This is a genomic window from Glaciimonas sp. OK215 (assembly GCF_057787885.1).
On the sequence record NZ_CM173544.1, the window covers coordinates 2,943,847 to 2,961,299 of the forward strand.

At 59.1% G+C, this 17,453-nt stretch carries 15 protein-coding genes; 2 read left to right on the top strand and 13 right to left on the bottom strand.

What is annotated here, in order from left to right:
- Nucleotides 1–4 precede the first annotated feature (4 nt).
- The 13 genes from gspE to AC3CHX_RS13310 form a co-directional block, all read right to left on the bottom strand.
- Nucleotides 5–1,441: a type II secretion system ATPase GspE gene (gene gspE / locus AC3CHX_RS13250; RefSeq protein WP_488629164.1), complete on the bottom strand. Its 1,437-nt coding sequence runs from the start codon at nt 1,439–1,441 to the stop codon at nt 5–7.
- Nucleotides 1,438–3,705 (bottom strand): type II secretion system secretin GspD, encoded by a 2,268-nt coding sequence (gspD, locus tag AC3CHX_RS13255; protein ID WP_488644464.1) that lies wholly within the window; start codon nt 3,703–3,705, stop codon nt 1,438–1,440. The genes gspE and gspD overlap by 4 nt, the downstream gene beginning before the upstream one ends.
- 11 nt (nt 3,706–3,716) lie before the next feature.
- Nucleotides 3,717–4,244 (bottom strand): type II secretion system protein M, encoded by a 528-nt coding sequence (locus AC3CHX_RS13260; protein WP_488644465.1) that lies wholly within the window; start codon nt 4,242–4,244, stop codon nt 3,717–3,719.
- Nucleotides 4,241–5,485, bottom strand: coding sequence for a type II secretion system protein GspL (gene gspL / locus AC3CHX_RS13265; protein ID WP_488644466.1), 1,245 nt, complete (start codon nt 5,483–5,485; stop codon nt 4,241–4,243). The genes AC3CHX_RS13260 and gspL overlap by 4 nt, the downstream gene beginning before the upstream one ends.
- 14 nt (nt 5,486–5,499) lie before the next feature.
- Nucleotides 5,500–6,432, bottom strand: a complete 933-nt coding sequence (gspK, locus tag AC3CHX_RS13270) for a type II secretion system minor pseudopilin GspK (RefSeq protein ID WP_488644467.1) — start codon at nt 6,430–6,432, stop codon at nt 5,500–5,502.
- Nucleotides 6,429–7,076: a PulJ/GspJ family protein gene (locus AC3CHX_RS13275; protein ID WP_488644468.1), complete on the bottom strand. Its 648-nt coding sequence runs from the start codon at nt 7,074–7,076 to the stop codon at nt 6,429–6,431. Before AC3CHX_RS13275 ends, gspK begins: the two co-directional genes overlap by 4 nt.
- 139 nt (nt 7,077–7,215) lie before the next feature.
- Nucleotides 7,216–7,608 carry a type II secretion system minor pseudopilin GspI gene (gspI, locus tag AC3CHX_RS13280; RefSeq protein ID WP_488644469.1) on the bottom strand — a complete coding sequence of 131 codons (393 nt, stop codon included), beginning with the start codon at nt 7,606–7,608 and terminating at the stop codon, nt 7,216–7,218.
- 1 nt (nt 7,609) lies between these two features.
- Nucleotides 7,610–8,128, bottom strand: a complete 519-nt coding sequence (locus AC3CHX_RS13285) for a GspH/FimT family pseudopilin (protein ID WP_488644470.1) — start codon at nt 8,126–8,128, stop codon at nt 7,610–7,612.
- Nucleotides 8,116–8,580, bottom strand: coding sequence for a type II secretion system major pseudopilin GspG (gene gspG / locus AC3CHX_RS13290; protein ID WP_488644471.1), 465 nt, complete (start codon nt 8,578–8,580; stop codon nt 8,116–8,118). Before gspG ends, AC3CHX_RS13285 begins: the two co-directional genes overlap by 13 nt.
- A 169-nt stretch (nt 8,581–8,749) precedes the next feature.
- Nucleotides 8,750–10,216, bottom strand: coding sequence for a glycoside hydrolase family 18 protein (locus AC3CHX_RS13295; protein WP_488644472.1), 1,467 nt, complete (start codon nt 10,214–10,216; stop codon nt 8,750–8,752).
- A 259-nt stretch (nt 10,217–10,475) separates the two neighbouring features.
- Nucleotides 10,476–11,822 carry a 3-oxoacyl-ACP reductase gene (locus AC3CHX_RS13300; protein WP_488644473.1) on the bottom strand — a complete coding sequence of 449 codons (1,347 nt, stop codon included), beginning with the start codon at nt 11,820–11,822 and terminating at the stop codon, nt 10,476–10,478.
- A gap of 126 nt (nt 11,823–11,948) precedes the next feature.
- Nucleotides 11,949–12,869, bottom strand: coding sequence for a lipase secretion chaperone (locus tag AC3CHX_RS13305; protein WP_488644474.1), 921 nt, complete (start codon nt 12,867–12,869; stop codon nt 11,949–11,951).
- A gap of 3 nt (nt 12,870–12,872) precedes the next feature.
- The gene (locus AC3CHX_RS13310; protein ID WP_488644475.1) at nt 12,873–13,802 is read right to left on the bottom strand and encodes a lipase family alpha/beta hydrolase; all 930 of its coding nucleotides are present in this window, start codon (nt 13,800–13,802) and stop codon (nt 12,873–12,875) included.
- A gap of 517 nt (nt 13,803–14,319) precedes the next feature.
- On the opposite strand from AC3CHX_RS13310, the gene AC3CHX_RS13315 reads away from it, so the two are divergent.
- On the top strand, nt 14,320–16,518 hold the full coding sequence (locus AC3CHX_RS13315; protein WP_488644476.1) for a site-specific recombinase: 2,199 nt from the start codon (nt 14,320–14,322) through the stop codon (nt 16,516–16,518).
- Nucleotides 16,519–17,042: 524 nt separating this feature from the next.
- Nucleotides 17,043–17,426 (top strand): hypothetical protein, encoded by a 384-nt coding sequence (locus AC3CHX_RS13320; RefSeq protein ID WP_488644477.1) that lies wholly within the window; start codon nt 17,043–17,045, stop codon nt 17,424–17,426.
- Nucleotides 17,427–17,453: the final 27 nt, after the last annotated feature.

Below are 17,453 nucleotides of genomic sequence, written 5' to 3' on the forward strand. Positions count from 1 at the left end.
TCTCTTATTCTTTGGTAACGCGCAGCAACTCGGCTTGCGTCGTGACGCCCTCGGTCAGCCAGCGCAGACCATCCTGGCGCATGGTCTGCATGCCGTCGCGTTGCGCCGCCTGCCCGATCTCGGCTTCGGCAGCGCGATTGTGAATCAGCGACCCGATCTCATCGGTGCATTGCAACAACTCGTAGACGCCGACCCGGCCGTGATAGCCGGTGTGACCGCATGCTTCGCAACCGACCGCATGCCACAGCTGGCCATCGTGACGGCGGCAATCGGTGCACAGTTTTCTGACCAGACGCTGCGCCACCACGCCCAGCAAGGACGACGACAACAGAAACGGTTCGATCCCCATATCCAGCAAGCGGGTCACGGCAGCAGCAGAGTCGTTGGTATGCAGGGTCGCCAGCACCAGATGCCCGGTCAGCGACGCCTGCACCGCAATCTGGGCGGTTTCCAGATCGCGGATTTCACCGATCATGATGACGTCCGGATCTTGCCGCAAGATCGCCCGCAGGGCTTTGGCGAAGCTCATGTCGATGCGTGCGTTGACCTGGGTCTGGCCCACCCCGGCCAGCTCGTATTCGATCGGATCTTCGACCGTCAGAATATTGGTTTGGCTGGTATTCAGGCGCGCCAATGCGGCGTATAAAGTGGTGGTCTTGCCGGAGCCGGTGGGTCCGGTGACCAGCACGATGCCATGCGGCTGCGCGATCAGGCGGTCAAACTGCGGCAGCACTGCGGCACTCATGCCGAGATGCTGCAGATCGAGCCGGCCGGCTTCCTTATCCAGCAAACGCAGCACTGCGCGTTCGCCATGCCCGGTCGGCAAGGTCGACACCCGCACATCCACCGGCTTGCCGCCGACCCGCAACGTGATGCGGCCATCCTGCGGCAAACGCTTTTCGGCGATATCCAGCTGCGCCATGATCTTGATGCGGGAAATCAGCGATGCATGGACCGCCTTCTTGGGCCGCACGACATCGCGCAAACGGCCATCGACACGAAACCGCACCACCGAAATCTGCTCGAATGGCTCGATATGAATATCCGACGCGCCCTCGCGCAAGGCCTGCGTCAGCAACACATTGATCATGCGGATCACCGGCGCATCGTCGGACGACGCCAGCAAATCCTCGATCGCCGGCATATCGTGCAACAGTTTGGCGAGGTCCAGATCGGATTCGAACTCATCCACCACTTGCGCCGCATCGCCACCGGAACCGGCATAGGCCTCGGCAATCGCCGCATCCAGCGCAGCGCACGCCATCGACCGCAATTTGACGCGACCGAAGCGACGGCTGACTTCGGCAATCGCGGTCGGCCGTGTGGCGTCGGAAATCCACAATTCCACGGCGTGGTCAGCGTCGTCGGCCTCCCCGCTACGCTGCGCCAGCAATGAGAAATTGCGGGCGAACGCGTAAGGTAACAGGCGAGCGTCGCTCATGGCGCTTTGTCATGCAGGAAACCCGGTGCCGGCACGGGTTCAGGTATCAGCATCGCAGGTAGCGCCGGTTGCAGGTCCGGTCCGGCTTGCTGCCTGGACCGCAGATCAAGGAACGGACCGCCATCTTCCAGTTTTGGCGATACCGACGAGCCGAAATCGGTCAGAATGCTGTTGCCCGGTTGCACGCTGCGTTGTGCTTTGCGCATGTAATCGTAACGGTCTGCCACCACCGTTGCGCTCTGCTCCCTGTTGCGAATAATGGTAGGACGCAGGAATATCATCAGGTTGGTTTTGTTGCGGGAACCGGACTGATATTTGAACAAGTTGCCGATCACCGGCAGATCGCCCAACAAGGGCACTTTTTGGATAGCGCTCTCGTTGTCGTCGCCGATCAGGCCGCCCAATGCGATGATGTCGCCATCGTCGATCACGACATTGGTATCCAGGGAACGCTTGGTGGTGGTCGGCCCGTTTTGATTGGATGCGGTACTGGGCACCACTGCCGACACCTCTTGCGAAATTTCCAGGCGCACGGTACCGCCTTCCGAGATATGCGGCTTGATCTTCAAGGCGGTGCCCACGTCCTTCCGGTCGACGGTGGTAAACGGATTGGTGGTGGTCCCTCCGGTCGTGGCGTACGAGCCGGTAACAAAGGGCACGTTCTGGCCGACTACGATCTTCGCTTCTTCGTTATCCAGGGTCAGTAAATTCGGCATGGACAGGACGTTGCTGCCAGTCGTCGCATTCAAGGCACTGGCGAGTGCGCCCAGGCCGATTTTTCCGGCAATCTGGCGCAACACGCCAAGCTGCAAACCGCTGCCGAGAGTCGGCACACTTGCCGTGGCGCTTCCTGAATTCAGCGCCTGGCCAAGCGCCGTGTTGAACAGGTTGCCGCTGGTGATGCCTGCATTGCTACCTTGAAATCCGGTACCGCCGCCGACCCGGTAAGCACTGTTTTTGTCCCCGCTCAGCGCCAGCCACTGCACGCCGATCTCGCTCGCCGCCGTGTCCGTCACCTCGACGATCAAGGCTTCGACATAGACCTGGGCACGCCGGGTATCGAGCTGATCGATGACGCCGCGAAGGTTGCGGTAGACCGGCTCGCTGGCGGTAATGATCAGCGTATTGGTGGTGTCGTCGGCCTGGATAAAGCCCGCCGCACCGGCCGCTGGCGCAGAGCCGCCGGAAGATGCCGCTGGTGAAGGTGGCGCTGGTGCCGGCGTGGCGGACGCTGCGCTGCCGGCACTTTGCAACATGCCGCCTGCGCTGCCGCCAGCACTCGGGCCGGCGGAAGAATGGCCGGTCGGCGGCGGCGAGGTATCGAGTGAAACGATGGCGCGCAGCGTTTTCGCCAGCTTGACGGCGTCGGCATTTTTCAAATAAACCACATGCACATTGCCGACCTGCGTCGTCGGCTGATCGAGCTTGGCGATAAGCGACTTGGCCAGGTTGGCGCGCGCCGTCGATGGCGCGCGAATCACCACCGAATTGGTTCTCGAATCGGCCAGCATAACGATGCGGGCGCTGTCGCCGCCAGCCGCTGCAGCGCTACCGGACTCCAGCAATTTGCCGGCCATAACGGCAATATCGCTGGCCACTGCGTAGCGGATCGGGACGACATCCAGATCGCTGATGGCCGGCACGTCAAGTGCCGCGATCATTTTCCCGAGACGCTGCAGATTTTCGGCGTAGTCGGTGACCACCAGCGTATTGTTGCCCGGGTTGACGTTGATCGTATTGTTGGGCGAAATCAGCGGCCGCAGCACCGGCATGATATTGCTTGCCGATTCGTAATTCAGGGAAAAAATCCGGGTTGCAATCTGGTCGCCCCTGACGCCCGCCGCCCGGGTCGGCCCCAGTTGCAACTTGGCGTCGGCTTCCGGCACCACTTTGACAAAGCCGTCGCCGCGCACCACCGCATAGCCTTGCAGACGCAAGGTCGACGCCAGCAAATCGAAGGCCTGGGATTTGCTCAGCGGTTTTTCCGATACCAGATTAATGCTGCCCTTGACGCGCGGATCGACGATGAACGTCGTATTGGTGTATTGGCCGACGGCCTTGATCACGGACTCGATGTCGGCGCCGACAAAATTCATCATGGCCTGGCCGCTGACAGTGGCGGGTGCGTTGGCGCCAGCGGTTGCCGCCATGGCTGAGCGGGCCGTCGCGGCGGCAACGCAGGACAGCAGCACGATGGCTGCGGCGGCGCGCCAGCTGCGGGCTTCCAATGTCGGGAGTATTGCGGGATGCATTTTATCTTTCATGATTTGAATTCTCATTTTTGCTGCCATAGCGTGACGGTGGCATTGACAATACCGGGCTGTGCAGCAAGCGGACTGACATTCGCATCCACCACTTGCCAATGCGCTGTCTTGTGCGCATCGGCAAGCCAGTCAAGCAAGCCGGCCAAAGCCACCGCAGACAACTGCACCTTGGCCATGTCACCGCTCAGCACCACGCTTTGCGGAGTCAACCCCCTGCTCTTGAGTGCCGCTTCAAGCGCCTGTTTACTCAGCGGCGCGGCTGGCCGCTGCGCCAGTTGAGCGGATAAAGACAGCGCCTTGGCGGTCAAGGATTGCAATTCGGCGGCTTGCCGGCGCAGCGCCGGCAACTCTTTTTGCAAGCGCGCCCTTCTGTTCAACGCCGGATCGATCAAGGCCAGATAAATCAATGCCGGCAGAATCAGTGCCGCGGCAGTACCCAGCAAGCGGCGTTCACGCTGATTCCGGTGCGACCAGCAGGCCGTTGCCGCTGCGCGCATTATTTCCCGGGCCTGATGGAATGCATTGCGTGCTGGCATCATTGGCGACTCCCGATTTGCCATACGCCGCTGGCTGGCTTGGTCAGCGTTAAATGATGAAGCGCCAAGGCATTCTTGACCGGCGCATCGGCGGCATCCGCATCGGCCGCATTTTTAAAACGCACCAGTAATCGGTGGTCGCGATATTCCAGCGCCGCAATCGCGCCGTTGTCCGCGGGTTGTGCGGCCCAGGCCGCGCCAAACCCGGCCGCAAGCGACATAAAATCGTCCGCCGCAAACTGGCCGTTGTCGCGTTCGGCCAGCGTAATCTTTTGTTTCATCTGGGCGACCGGATCGACGATCACGGTCTCGTTGGGATAGGCGGCGCGATAGCGTTGCAGCATGCCGGCACGTATACCGCCGGCTTCACGGCGCATGCGCCACCAGTCGAGGTTCAAGCTGAGAATATTCACCAGCAACAGCGCCGCCGCCAATCCCAGCGGCCAGCGCCAGCGACGCCAGCTGAATTCGGTGCCGGCGGCATGCGCTGTCAGTCCACGCATCAAATCAAGGCTGCCGGCGCGCACCAGCTCCTGCGCACCCACGATCCAGTGCGACCAGTCTTCATCCAGCACCGTGACCTGCGCAACGCCCGGTTCCTGATAGGCTTCCCGACAGGATGCAGGTACATACAAGGTGACCGGCTGCTGCGGCAAAATGGCAGTCAGCCCATCCAGCACTTCCCGCGCCGCCGACTGGCCGGAAAGCGCGGCCAGCGACCAGCCTATGCCCTGCTCCGCCGACATCCGCAAGGCGACATCGATAGCGCCGCCGTGCTCGCCAATCGCTGCGACCGCCGTATCCGGCGCGCGCAACGGCAGGCACAGCTGGGCCGGCAAGGCTTGCAGATTGCGCGCGCCGAGTGTCAGCAGCGTCTGGACCAGCCACTCCAGCCAGTCCCGCTGCACCACGGCGATCAGGCGCATATTCTCAGCGGCGCGGCCGGCAACCAAAACGCAGTCGAGCGGGTCGGCCAGCAAGTGCTCTTCCACCAGATGCGGCAAAGCCATCTTCAGCTTGGCATCCGACAACGGCGGCACCTGCAGCCGCAGCAGATTGACGTCGGCGGCGGCCAGGATCAGCACCACCCTTGCGGCAGCGCCGATATGCTCTGCCAGACCGGACAGTTGTTGCATGCCCTGGCGTTCGATGCGGTCCGGCTCGGATACCAGCGCGAACCGGCAGTCCGGCAGCGCGCTACCCTGCGTGGTCCTGGCGGGCAGGCGGATAAATAAGGTAGTCAAAGCATTTCGTCCATTTATTGTTCTCTGATCCACACGATGTTGTTGCCGCTACGGTTATTGGTGCGCTGTACCAGGGATTCGGTATTCAGTGCGGCACGGCCCATGCGAATCTTGCCGGTCACCAAAAAATAATTGCTGGAAAGAGCCACCTTCGCAATTTCCGGGAACTGCTTGCCAAACAGTTGCGTCATTTGCGTCGATAAATATGTCGTATCGAGAAATGGCGCGGTCCGGCGGCTGGCAACCAGCGTGCCGGCCTCCGCCAATGACAACGCTGCGAAACGTGCGGCGAGCACCTCCGCCGGTGCGGTATTCACATTGATCGGCGTAGCCGCCGGCAGCAGTACGACAAAATCCTTCAGCCGACGCAGCAGGTCCGGCGTGAAGCCGGGCAAGGACAACAGATCGTCGACCTGCACCATGGGCAGCGCGCCATTCCCGGAGTTGGCAGGGGTTGGCTGCCCGGCGGCGATAGCTTGTGCCGCCACTGCGGCCAGACTGACAGGCAGGCGCAGGTGAGCCAGCAGGCGCTGGAAAACCGCCAGTTCATCGGGATTCACGGCGCCATTCACGCTCAGGTTATTCAGGTTGTAGCGTGACTGGGCATCGATGATCTGACTGGAAAAGACGGCATCAGCGCGGGACTGACCGTCTTCCAGGTATTGGTCAAGCCGCATATCCGCCTGTGGCATAGCCCATGGCTGTCCCAGGTGATCGACATTCGTCTGCCGGCCGCCCGCACGCAAAATCATGCAGGCCCAATCCAGCGCGCCGAGCATTATCCAGTTCGTCTGTAACTGCAGGCGCTGGTTCTCGATCGAACGTACCTGCACCTGCTGTTGCCAAAACAGGCTGGCGACAATGGTGACTGCCAGCGTGGTCAGCAACAGGGCAGTGACCACCGCGACGCCGCGCTGGACGGCTTGCTGCGCGCGCGGCGCTCTCATGTCGCCCCCAGCAAGAAAGTCTTGACCATGTCGGCGTCACGGCCGCGCGCCCGCAAGGCGACTTGCAGTCCGGTCCAGCGGTTGGCGTTGGGACTGCTGTCCCGGCTGCCGGACGCAGAAGCGGCGGGCGGGCGCCAGCCCCGGCCATCGCTGCCCCACAATTGCATCTGCAGTGTCGCGATATCGGATTGCAACGCCACCGCCTGCGTATCCTGCTGATTCGCCGCGCCGCCGGCATCGTTGAGCGCGGCCTGCCACAGCGCATCGAGCGCGTTCAGATCGCGGGTCGCGACGGATTCCCGGCGCGTCAGTACGCCATTGCGCAGCCGGTAATCGACTAATTGCACGCGGGTTGGCTGTTCGGTAAATACCAGTCGCACCATTAGCAGCCGGTCTGGCCCCGCCAGCAGCGTGGGACGCGTCGGCAGCAGGCTGGCCGGCGCAAGCTGGGCGCAATCGGTTTGCAGTTGCGCAAAGGTCAGTTGCATACCGCGCGTTTGTTCCATTTCCGAAGTCAGCGCAACCCGCGCGCGCACGATACCGTCGAGCCCGCGCCAACCGAGTACGGCAACCATTGCCAGTATGCTGATCGCAACGATCATTTCGACCAGTGTGAAGCCGCGTGCGGCAGATCTGCGGCGCAACAAAGCCGGCTTATTTTCGCCACAGTCTTCAGCAGGCTGTTGAAAAACGTAGCGAGCGGGTCGAGTTTTGGTCGAGGAGCGCAGTCGTACGGATGATCGATGCGCACCGCAGACCAAAAATCGGCTCGCGCAGTAGTTTTTAGCGTACATTCGGGACCACCTGCGTAAGATTGACGATACGACGCTGCCGATTGGCGGCGTCGGATACCGCGACCTCGACCCGCCGGAAATCCGGGTTCGGCGTAGCGGACACATGCTCTTCGCACAGCAGCTGCAAGTCGCCCTGCGCGCAACTGAAGGAACGATTGCCGATGGGCGGCCATTCGTGCCCGAGGCGAATCTGTGTCAGCCGGTTTTCAGCCGACCAGCTTGCCATCATGGAAGCCCGCAGGCCGCTGCTGTTTTGCGTCAGGCTGCCGACCGCCCGCAGGCTGGCGCCCAGTGCGGTACCGACGATGACCAACGCCACCAGCACTTCCAGCAAGGTAAAGCCGGCTGTATACAGGCAGGGAAACGCGCGCGGAATAGCCATCTTATTCAACCGAAAAATGACCGATACCGTCAGCGCGAATAATGACGCTGGTGTCGCTGCCGGCCAAGGTCAGCGCGAACGGCTTGTCGACCGGCTCGCGGCCGAAGGTAATGCGCAATGAATCCGGTGCCCCGGCGTCCATTGGCGGCGGATTCAGCGATAACTGCATCGGCGTGTGTTTGAATGCGCGCTGCCGCAGCATGTCATCCTGCGGCAACGGCTGCCAGCCGCTTTCTTCGCGCACCAGAAAACGGTAGCTATCGGCGTCGGCCTCGAACGCGGTGGGCCGATTCCGCAAGATGGCCTCCTCACGCGTCAATTGCAGCAGCAAGGCGATCCGTTGCGCATCGTTTTGCACTACCTGGCGCTCGCTATGGAAGGCATTCAGCGCCACGGCTCCCAGCGTGATGCCGGCAATCACCACCACCACCAGCAACTCAAGCAGCGTAAAACCGCTGCGCGCGCCCACCTTGATCCGGCGCACATTGCGCTGCGCGGCAGTCAAGCTTACAGATCCCATGAGCCGATATCCGCATCGTTGCCTTCGCCGCCCGGCTGTCCGTCCGCACCGTACGAGAACACATCCAGCTCGCCTTTGATGCCGGGCGACAGGAATTGATAGGGATTGCCCCACGGGTCTTTCGGAAGCTTGTCGATATAGCCGCCGGTTTTCCAGCCGTTTGCGGCGGGATCGACGCTTGGTTTAGCGATCAGGGCCTGCAAGCCCTGTTCGGTGGTCGGATAGCGCTGGTTGTCGAGTTTGTACAACTTGAGTGCCTGCATCAACGTGCCGATGTCCTGGCGTGCCGCCTGAATCCGCGCATCGTCGGTACGGCCCATCAGCTTGGGAACCACCAGTGCCGCCAGAATTCCCATGATCACGACGACCACCATGATTTCAATCAGCGTAAACCCGCGTTGCATGGCAGCGGCAGAGCGGCGTCGAAGCGACGGGAACATTGTGTTGTACATTTATTTCCTTATCAAAAAACACGATCAACCATATTTGGATATCGCCCCAAATAAAACTCCCCGCCGCAAGCGACGGGGAGTAAGACCCGAAGAAACAGGACCCAACCTAACATCACCTAACAATCGCCGGCGTGAAATCCCGCAACTGTCAGGGCATGCCAACCACCTCTTATTGCTTCTTTCCTTGCCGCAACCCATCAACGACGGAAGCTTCCGTGTAGACCAGGTCAGTCACGCCATCCGGCTTTTTATCGCCTTCTCGTACATCGCCGTCCAGCGACCATACCATCACGCCGGCAAGCGACTTCTCTGCAGCGTATTGCATCTTCGCCTTGGCTGTGGCGGCGTCATCGTAAGTGATGAACACTTCGGTGTCGTATTCCTTGTTGCCCCATGACCAGGAGAAGTTCTGACCGCCCTTGGCATCTGCTGTGCTGTTGGTCTCGAAATTAAAATAAATCGAGTCCCCATTGACTTTACGCGCCGTACGAATCAGCCGATTCGTCAGAACCGCCTCGCCACCGTCCAGCTGATAGGCTTGCTTGAACGGCACATAGGGATTTGCCGTTGTCGGCTGCGAAGTTCCACCGTTAATGTCGTAGGTACGACCATACATCGGCACACCGACCACAATTTTTTTGGACGCGACGTTAAGTTCCATCAGGCGTTCGACAGCACCTTGCATACTAAACTTTGGGGCTAGTCCAGCGTCTTCGGCGCGCGGGTCGTTTTTCAACCCGGCGTTAAAACCAGTGATCTTGGGATCTTCCCACGGACCGTGAAAATCGTACGTCATCAGATTAATGGTATCTACCGTTTCTGCCAGCTGCTGCCAATACCCACCACTCTGATGATAAGTAGTGTCGACATGCTTGAGTACGGCCGGGCTGGCCGGCGCGGCAATCCGCAGCAGGTCATTGGCAATCTTTCCAGCTGCCTTGGCTTCGCGCAGAACCTGTTTCAGCTGCACCAGGAAGGCCTTGAAATTGTCGAGATCTTCCTTGGTCACCGTCTTGTAAATCGCCGGATCGGGCGCGGCCATCGTCCATTGATTGCCGTTCGGCTCCCAGTCGATGTCGACGCCGGAAAACTTGTTACCTGTCGTCGACTCCTTTTGTGCGCTCGTCATGAAATCCAGAATCGATTGCGCAAAGGCTGCGCGGTTATCCGGCTTGACGGCCTCGCGCAGTGCTGCGGACAAGGACCATCCGCCCACGGAAAGCGTGACCGCACGGCCGCGGTCCAATACCTTGGCGATATTGTTGAGCCCGCTTGCGCCATTAGCCTGCTTATTGAAATCAGACCAGGGGTCGGTCGAATTCAGCGTCTTGAAAGTTTGGGTACCGGTAAAGGGAGCCCTAATGGCGCAAAACTCAGGCTTCACCTCAGTCGCATACCCATTCGGGTGCTCGGCGTCCGGATCGACTCTGGCACAATCGCCTGCTTGCGCAAAGGCATATACAATCTCGTCAACCGCCGGGGGGATCAATGTCGGGTCATACTTTGAAGTTGTGTCATACACACTCCAGTTGGTGAAATAACCGGATATAAACGGCGCCTCCGCTGCGGCGGCATTTTGGCCTGCGATTGCCAGCAAACAGGTAACGCCGGGTAGTAACAAAGTATGTAACTTCACTAAATTTCCTTATTGAATAAAATAAAACTGCATGGAATATTTCTACCTTAAAAATCTAAATTAATAGAATTTTTTATTGCAGACAAACAGATTAATAGAAATATTTTCCAAAGACGATGAGACTGAGCCTTTAATGCATGCAGATTTATCTTAATTTTTACTTCCGCCGGACTGGGTAGGAATGCGCTACCCCGAAATAACCGTCCGAGATTCCGAGTCGCAAGCCCCATCCCGGAAAAGGCCTGAGACTTACGTTCTTTCAAGCACCAATCAACCCCTGACCGCACACCCGAATGGTGTCGCCACTGATACCGTACACACCCGGCGTGCACAGGAATGCAATGAGCTCCGCCACATCGCGCGGCTTGCCGCCCTGCTTCATCGCGTTCAGGCGTCTGCCAACCTCGCGTAGCATGAATGGCATTTCCTCAGTCATTGCCGTCTCGATAAAACCAGGTGCGACCGCATTGATGCAGATGCCGCGGCCGGCAAGTTGCGTTGCCTGCGCTGCGACATAGCCGATCAGGGCCGCCTTGGTTGCCGCATAGTTTGTCTGCCCGCAATTGCCAGCCACCCCGCTGATGGACGACAGGCAGACGATGCGCGCGCCGTCGCGCAGGATGTTCTCCGACAACAGCAGTTTGTCGACGGCAACGATGGCGGCAAAATTGATGTTGACCACCTGATCCCAGAATTGCTCCTTCATGTTTGCAAGGGTTTTGTCGCGCGTAATGCTGGCGTTGTGCACCAGGATGTCCAATCCCCCAAATCTTTCCTTGAAAAAGTCGGCCAGCCGGCGCGGCGCCTCCGGGCTCGCGATGTCCATCGTCAATGGGATGGCCTTGATCGCCGTGCAGGTCTCATGCAACGCGATGGATGCACCCGGGACATCCAGGCAGATCACTTGGGCGCCTTCTTGCACGAGCCTCTCGGCAGTCGCTTTGCCGATGCCGCCGGCACTTCCCGTCACCAGCGCAACCTTACCTTTCAGCGCATCGCAATACGGCAGCGCTGCCGGTGCGGCAACCTGAGACGTCACGTGCACGACTTGACCGGATACATAGGTTGTCTGCACCCCGCAAAAGAAGCGCACGACACCCGCGAGACGGTCGATCGCATCGGTTGCGACATAGGCGAGATTGACAGTGGCGCAGCGCTTGCCCAGCTCCTTGCTTAAGGAACGACTGAAACCTTCGACGCCGCGCGCGGCAGCTGCCGCGACCGGATCCCCGGTTGCGCCTGGCAGCGCAGCGGTGATCAACACTCTGGCATTGGGCGCAATCCGGCGCATGACGGGATGGAAAAAGTCATACAACGCGCGATAGTCCGACGGCTTGGTGCAACCGGTGGCATCCATGATGAGAATGTCCAGGCCCGCGTCCGTGTCTCCCTGCAGCATTGCGCCGCCATCGCTGACGATGGCACGCAGCCGGTCTATCGCATAACCGTTGCCCGAGCGGCCGAGCAAGACATTTTTCCCGGAGAACGGTTGCGCCACATAAGCGCCATCGGCGCGGTCGGGTGCGACGGGTGTTGCCAATCCAAGCATCTTGACTATGCCGGCGGTGGCCAGGTTGTTGGCCAGTTTGATCAGCAGGTCGGACATGAATGCTACTTCCCTTATTTTTCTAATATTGTCGGTAACGTCTTGCGCAGCGGCAGCGCAAATCGGGATCGGAGCGCGGCCATCGGCCGCCTGCTCAAACATCTTCGCTGGCGGCGCATGTAACGCTCACTTTTCATAGGCTGTCAGCCGCTTTTGTTCATTGGCGTCAAACATTTTGTTTCTTAATGCGGCAACCGCCTCTTGATTGTCCAGGTTGCTGCGCACCGCGAGATAAGCGCTGATCCGGCTTTTCCAGGCCGCTTCGTCCCGATCCACATCCGCCATGCGCGCGGCGGCTTCCGGCGACAGAGCGGCGGCGCGCATGCGGTAGATATCGTCGTCGCTAGCGCCCTGCTTGCGCATTTTGGTCGCCGATTCTTCCAGTTTGACGATCTTCAGAGGCGCGGCCCGCGCTTCCCGTAAATCGGCCGGCATGGCAGCGTCCAGTGCCGCCAGCTTTGCGTTTTTTTGCGCTTCGCTCAGTGACTTGTCCTGACCGATTTCCATGCGTGCCACCGTGTCCGAATCGTAGGCATCGCTGTCACCGAACATGCTCTTGTTTTCTGCCGCACTGAAATACCGGGAGCGCACCTGTTGCATCTTTTCCATCCGGTGACGGATCGCGCTAACGCCGGTCCCGGCCAATTGCGGGTTTTTATCCAGGTCGACCAGGGCGGTTTTATAGCCGATATACTGCATCAGCAGACGCTTGGCCTCGGCGGCGGCGGCTGGCTTCAGGTGCCGGTCGAGATCCTTTTCGATTTCCTGGTGGACCGTATCCAAAGGCTTTTCGCCGATGGCGGTCAGATAATAATCAAACATCCTGACCAGTCGTGCATCGACAACCAGACCATCGTCGCCGGTGACTTGAATGTCGTCGTCCGGGCGGGTTCCTTCCAGCGACCGCACAAAGGGAAAATAGTCGGGTGCGGCGGCGGCGGACGGCGGCGGCGGCTTCTGTTGCGCATGCCGCATCAGCAGCGGGATACAAATGGCGGCGGCCAAAGCCGCCGCCCCTATCCAGAGAATCGGACGTCGGATTGCCATGTTTTACAGTCCCAGACCCTGCAAGCGGTTAGCCTGCTGACGATAGACCGTGGTCGGATTGGTTTCGAAAATATTCACGAGACCGACCATTTGATTGACTTCATCCAGGTGGTTCATGGCATAGTCGTCGCGAATAACCCGGCCGAGATGGCTGCCGCAACTGCTGGCCATGCCATCGTTTTTGGCGCTCCCATAGGCGAGCGATGCGAGCCACAGACCTGGGTCACTCGGATCGAGAAAATTGGTCGCAGGCTGCGCGCCATTCCACGAGAAGTAAGACACACCATTCACCTGATAAGCGCCCTCGCCGCAAGCGGTCGTCGGCAGGCCTTCAGGATGCGCCAGGTTGAACGTGGCCATGCCGGCCGTGGTGAGCGAATCCAGCGCGGCGACTGCGTTCTCCGGATCCGAACCGCCGGAAAGCGCGTTGATCATCGTCGTAAAGCCGGTGGCAACCGATCCCAGCACATACTCGCTGAACGTTCCGGGAGGTACGACACCGCGCACAATGTCAGCGACCGCCGCACCCTTGTTCGGACCGCCGATGCTGGTCACCGAGGCTATCAGTGCAGGCGCAACCGAGGCGACGTAGCGGGCGGTCGGGCCGCCATGACTGTGGCCGATAAGGTTGACCTTGGTCGCGCCGGTGGCGGCCAGAACCTGCTTGACGTACGTCAGCAGCTCTTCGCCACGCACTTCAGTACTGTTGCCGGAGGCTACCTCCGCTACAAAGACCTGGGCGCCGTCCGCGCGCAATGCCTGGGGAATGCCATAAAAATAATCAAGCCCGGCGATGCTGTCGAAACCGAACAAGCCGTGCACCAGTATGATCGGATATTGGGTCTGGGTATAACCGGTAGCCCAGGATGAAGCGGGAAGGACGGATATGGCAAACAGGGCGATGCCAAGCCATTTCAAGAGTTGTTTTTTCATTTTTGTTTTCTCAGTTAAAGAATTTTTAGTTGCTCGTTAAGACGGAACCTCGGCAAGTTGCTGCCTCGCAATAAAGAGCAAAACACATGCCAGAGGCGAGCCCCATTAAACACTCTGTCTAAGTGCTTGTTTTTCCGGGTAATTCCTGGGAGGCGGCGAAAGTCGACAGCACTTTTCCGTACCAAAACTTGGTCCAGCGCACGAATTCCTGTAGGATTTTTCATACGCCATTTGAGGCAAACCATTTGATCGCTGCACCTATCCCACGCCGTTGATCAAAACGCGGTACCGGTTTTGGCGACGCTTTCGCAAGCCAGGGCCGGTTGATCGAAAGCAACCGGATGCCCTCTGTCTGCATGTGCCGAATGGCGTTAACTTGGTTCCTGTTACGTTACATGTAACGTAACAGCCGGGAACAATCTTCCTCGCGACTGAAATACAGATCTATCTAAATTGATAACGCAATTTAATCGCACAAAACGTACACTGTCGGCTTTCCGAATCGAGAACGTTTTTCATGCTGCCCACACTCAAACTGATTGCAGCCGACCCGCATTCCGACAACATTGAATACCTGACCGCACTGGTGAAGTCGTTGCGCCCACGCAAGCCGGAACATGGCGACCAGGCCGCAGAGAACATTCGCATGCTGGTGCAATTGCTACAGCGCGATCCAGTCCAGGCCGGCGCGCTGCGCCACTATTTACTGCGCATCTACGCCACCCGGCGCCAGACCAGCTTGTACACGGACATCGGGATCCTCCCGAACGCCGGCTTTTTCACTGAACTGTTTCAGCGCATGTCTTACCGGGTATTGCCACCCGCACTGGATGAAACCTATCTGCGCGATTGCCTTGACCGCATCTTGCCGGCCGAAACCGATTACCTCTGGGTCAACGCTGTCCCAACGGAGGAATGGCTAAGCCTGATCGCAGTATTAAGTACCGCCGCGCCGCATGTGGTCGATCAATTCACGGCAGTCGAAGATCCGGAGAATGCCGCGATCAATGTTGCAACCAAGGCGGCAAAGGCTGCCGCCAACGACGCTCGTGACCGCCGCAAAACCATCGTCGAGCTACTGGAGGCGACGCAAACCCTGTCGTATCGCATCAGCGCAATGGGACTGGAGCCATCGCTGATCCGCCTGTATCCGGAAATGGAGGATTTCGAATCGCCATTCTTAATGCAAAACGTCGAATTGCATCAATATCTGGCAGGTTACCGTCGTCGCCTTGATGGCGAAACTACGGCGAATAACGGTATCGGCACCGACGCGACGACAGGCATGGCTTCGGGCGGCGAGCAAGTCGCACCGGCATTGACTGAAGACACTAAACATTTGCAGGTGATGCTGGATCAATGCGACGCCGTGGTCATCAAGATCCGCAAGAATGCGCTGAAACTGGGAACCAGCGTCGCTCTCACCTATTTATTGGTGCGGCTGGACCAGAGCATCGCCCGCCTGCGCAAGCTGTTAACGCTGGTCGACGTCGACAACAACCTCGACACCGCCCGGCCAGCGGTCACGCCGCCGCAACTGGCAAAACACAACGCGGCGCTGGCGCTGGGACGAGAACTGGTGGAAGCGCATAACCGTAAATACGCGGTGCGCGAATTGTTTGCCGACAACATCAACTTGCTGGCGCGGAATATTACCGAGAATGCCAGTCGCACCGGTGAACATTACATCGCCGAAGATCGTAGTGAGTTCGGTGCGATGTTCCGCTCGGCATCCGGCGCCGGTTTCATCATTGGCTTCATGGCGATGCTAAAGATCTTGTTCTCGTATTTACGGGCAGCGCCACTGGTTGAAGCCTTTTTGTTCAGCCTGAATTACTCGACCGGCTTCATGCTGATCCATATATTGCACTTTACCGTCGCCACCAAACAACCGGCAATGACCGCCTCGCGCATCGCCGCCGGACTGCACAGCAAAGACGGCCGCACTATCGATATCGACAGCCTGGTCGACCTGATCGTCAAGGTATTCCGCACCCAGTTCATTGCCATTGCCGGCAATCTGCTGCTGGTATTCCCGGTCGCCTATTTGATTAGCGCAGGATGGCTGCATTTGTTCGGTCACCACCTGGTGACGCCCGACAAGGCCGAACACCTGCTGCACGATATAGACCCGCTGCATAGCCTGGCCCTGTTCCATGCCGCCATCGCCGGTGTCTGCCTGTTCGTCGCCGGTTTGATTTCCGGATATTACGATAACCGGGCGTTGTACACACATATGGCAAAACGCATAGAACGTGCGCGCTGGCTGCGCACGATTCTGGGCCAGCAGCGCCTGAGCAAAGTTGCGCGTTACCTGGAGGGCAATCTCGGTGGCCTGATGGGTAACTTTTACTTCGGGATATTGCTCGGCACGCTTGGCACCATAGGTTTCATGGTCGGCTTGCCGATCGATATTCGCCACATCACGTTTTCGGCGGCGAACTTCGCCATCGCGCTGGTCGGCCTCGACAATCAAATGGACTGGCACACGGCGCTGCGTTCGGTAGCTGGCGTACTCGCCATCGGGACGATCAACCTGTGGGTCAGCTTTTCGCTGGCATTATTCGTCGCGCTACGTTCCCGCCAGGTCCGTTTTCGGCAAGGCTTGCCGCTGACAAAAGCGATTTTTTCGCGCTTCCTGAAGCGTCCGACCGAGTTTTTAATACCGCCCAAAAAGGCTGCGCCGACGCCTGGTGAAAACGACCTGGCGGGGTAATCGCACAACGGCTGCCGTCCGTCCGCCTCACCGGCCTTACCTCATATGTCTACATTTCGCGCTTGAACGGCAGCGTCACGTCTGCCGGCAGGGATTGGCGCCGCCGCCGCGCAAACTGTTTCTCCTGTACCGCGACAGCATGGTGCTGACCGCTCCCGCCGAATACTTCGTGCGCTGCATCGAAGAGGCCGTCAAACAGGTAATGCCGTTCAGTTAAGCAAAATTTCTACTATCCGTTCGGACTGAGATACCGTCTTCCCGGTCAAGCCTGAATTTGCCAAAATTGGTCATAAGACTTGCCGGCTTTGACGACGCCAAAGCCACAAATGTGCGAACGATTGCAAAATGCCACCCGCCATATTTAAGGAGTTTCCCAATAGCAAGTTCAAAGCTTGCTTTGTAAAATTTCGCTTCGGGGAATAACGAAGAGAGCAACACATGAGCAAGTACGTCTTGCCGACCAAGGGCGCCGCGGGAGTGTCGCGCTATGTAAAGGGAATCGGACCACGCTGCTATTGGCAAGCATGCTGCACGATAGCCATGCCCTGTCTTTGCAAACACCGCCCGGCGAACAAAAGGAACAACACCACCGCAGTCAAGCCGAAGCCCTGGAGCGCCAACGGCAGTTGCAGGCGCCGAAGAAGGTCGATCTACACAGCGCAATGCCAGTGGCTGCCGACACGCTGGCGCTGCCGGCCGAATCTCCCTGCTTTCCGATTCAACAGTTCGTCCTCGACGTCCCGCGCCAGCTGTCGCCTGCCGGCAAGTTGGCCGGCGCCACTGTCGGCATGCGTGGCGGCTATCGGGGTTTTACCTATGACCTGTGCTCCAGCTGGTCACTCTACAAGCCGCAGGGCTTCCGCACCGCTACACCTGCCGTCGGCTTCAGCCTGACCTATCAATACTAATTGCCAGAGAGGCCATTTACCTGAACT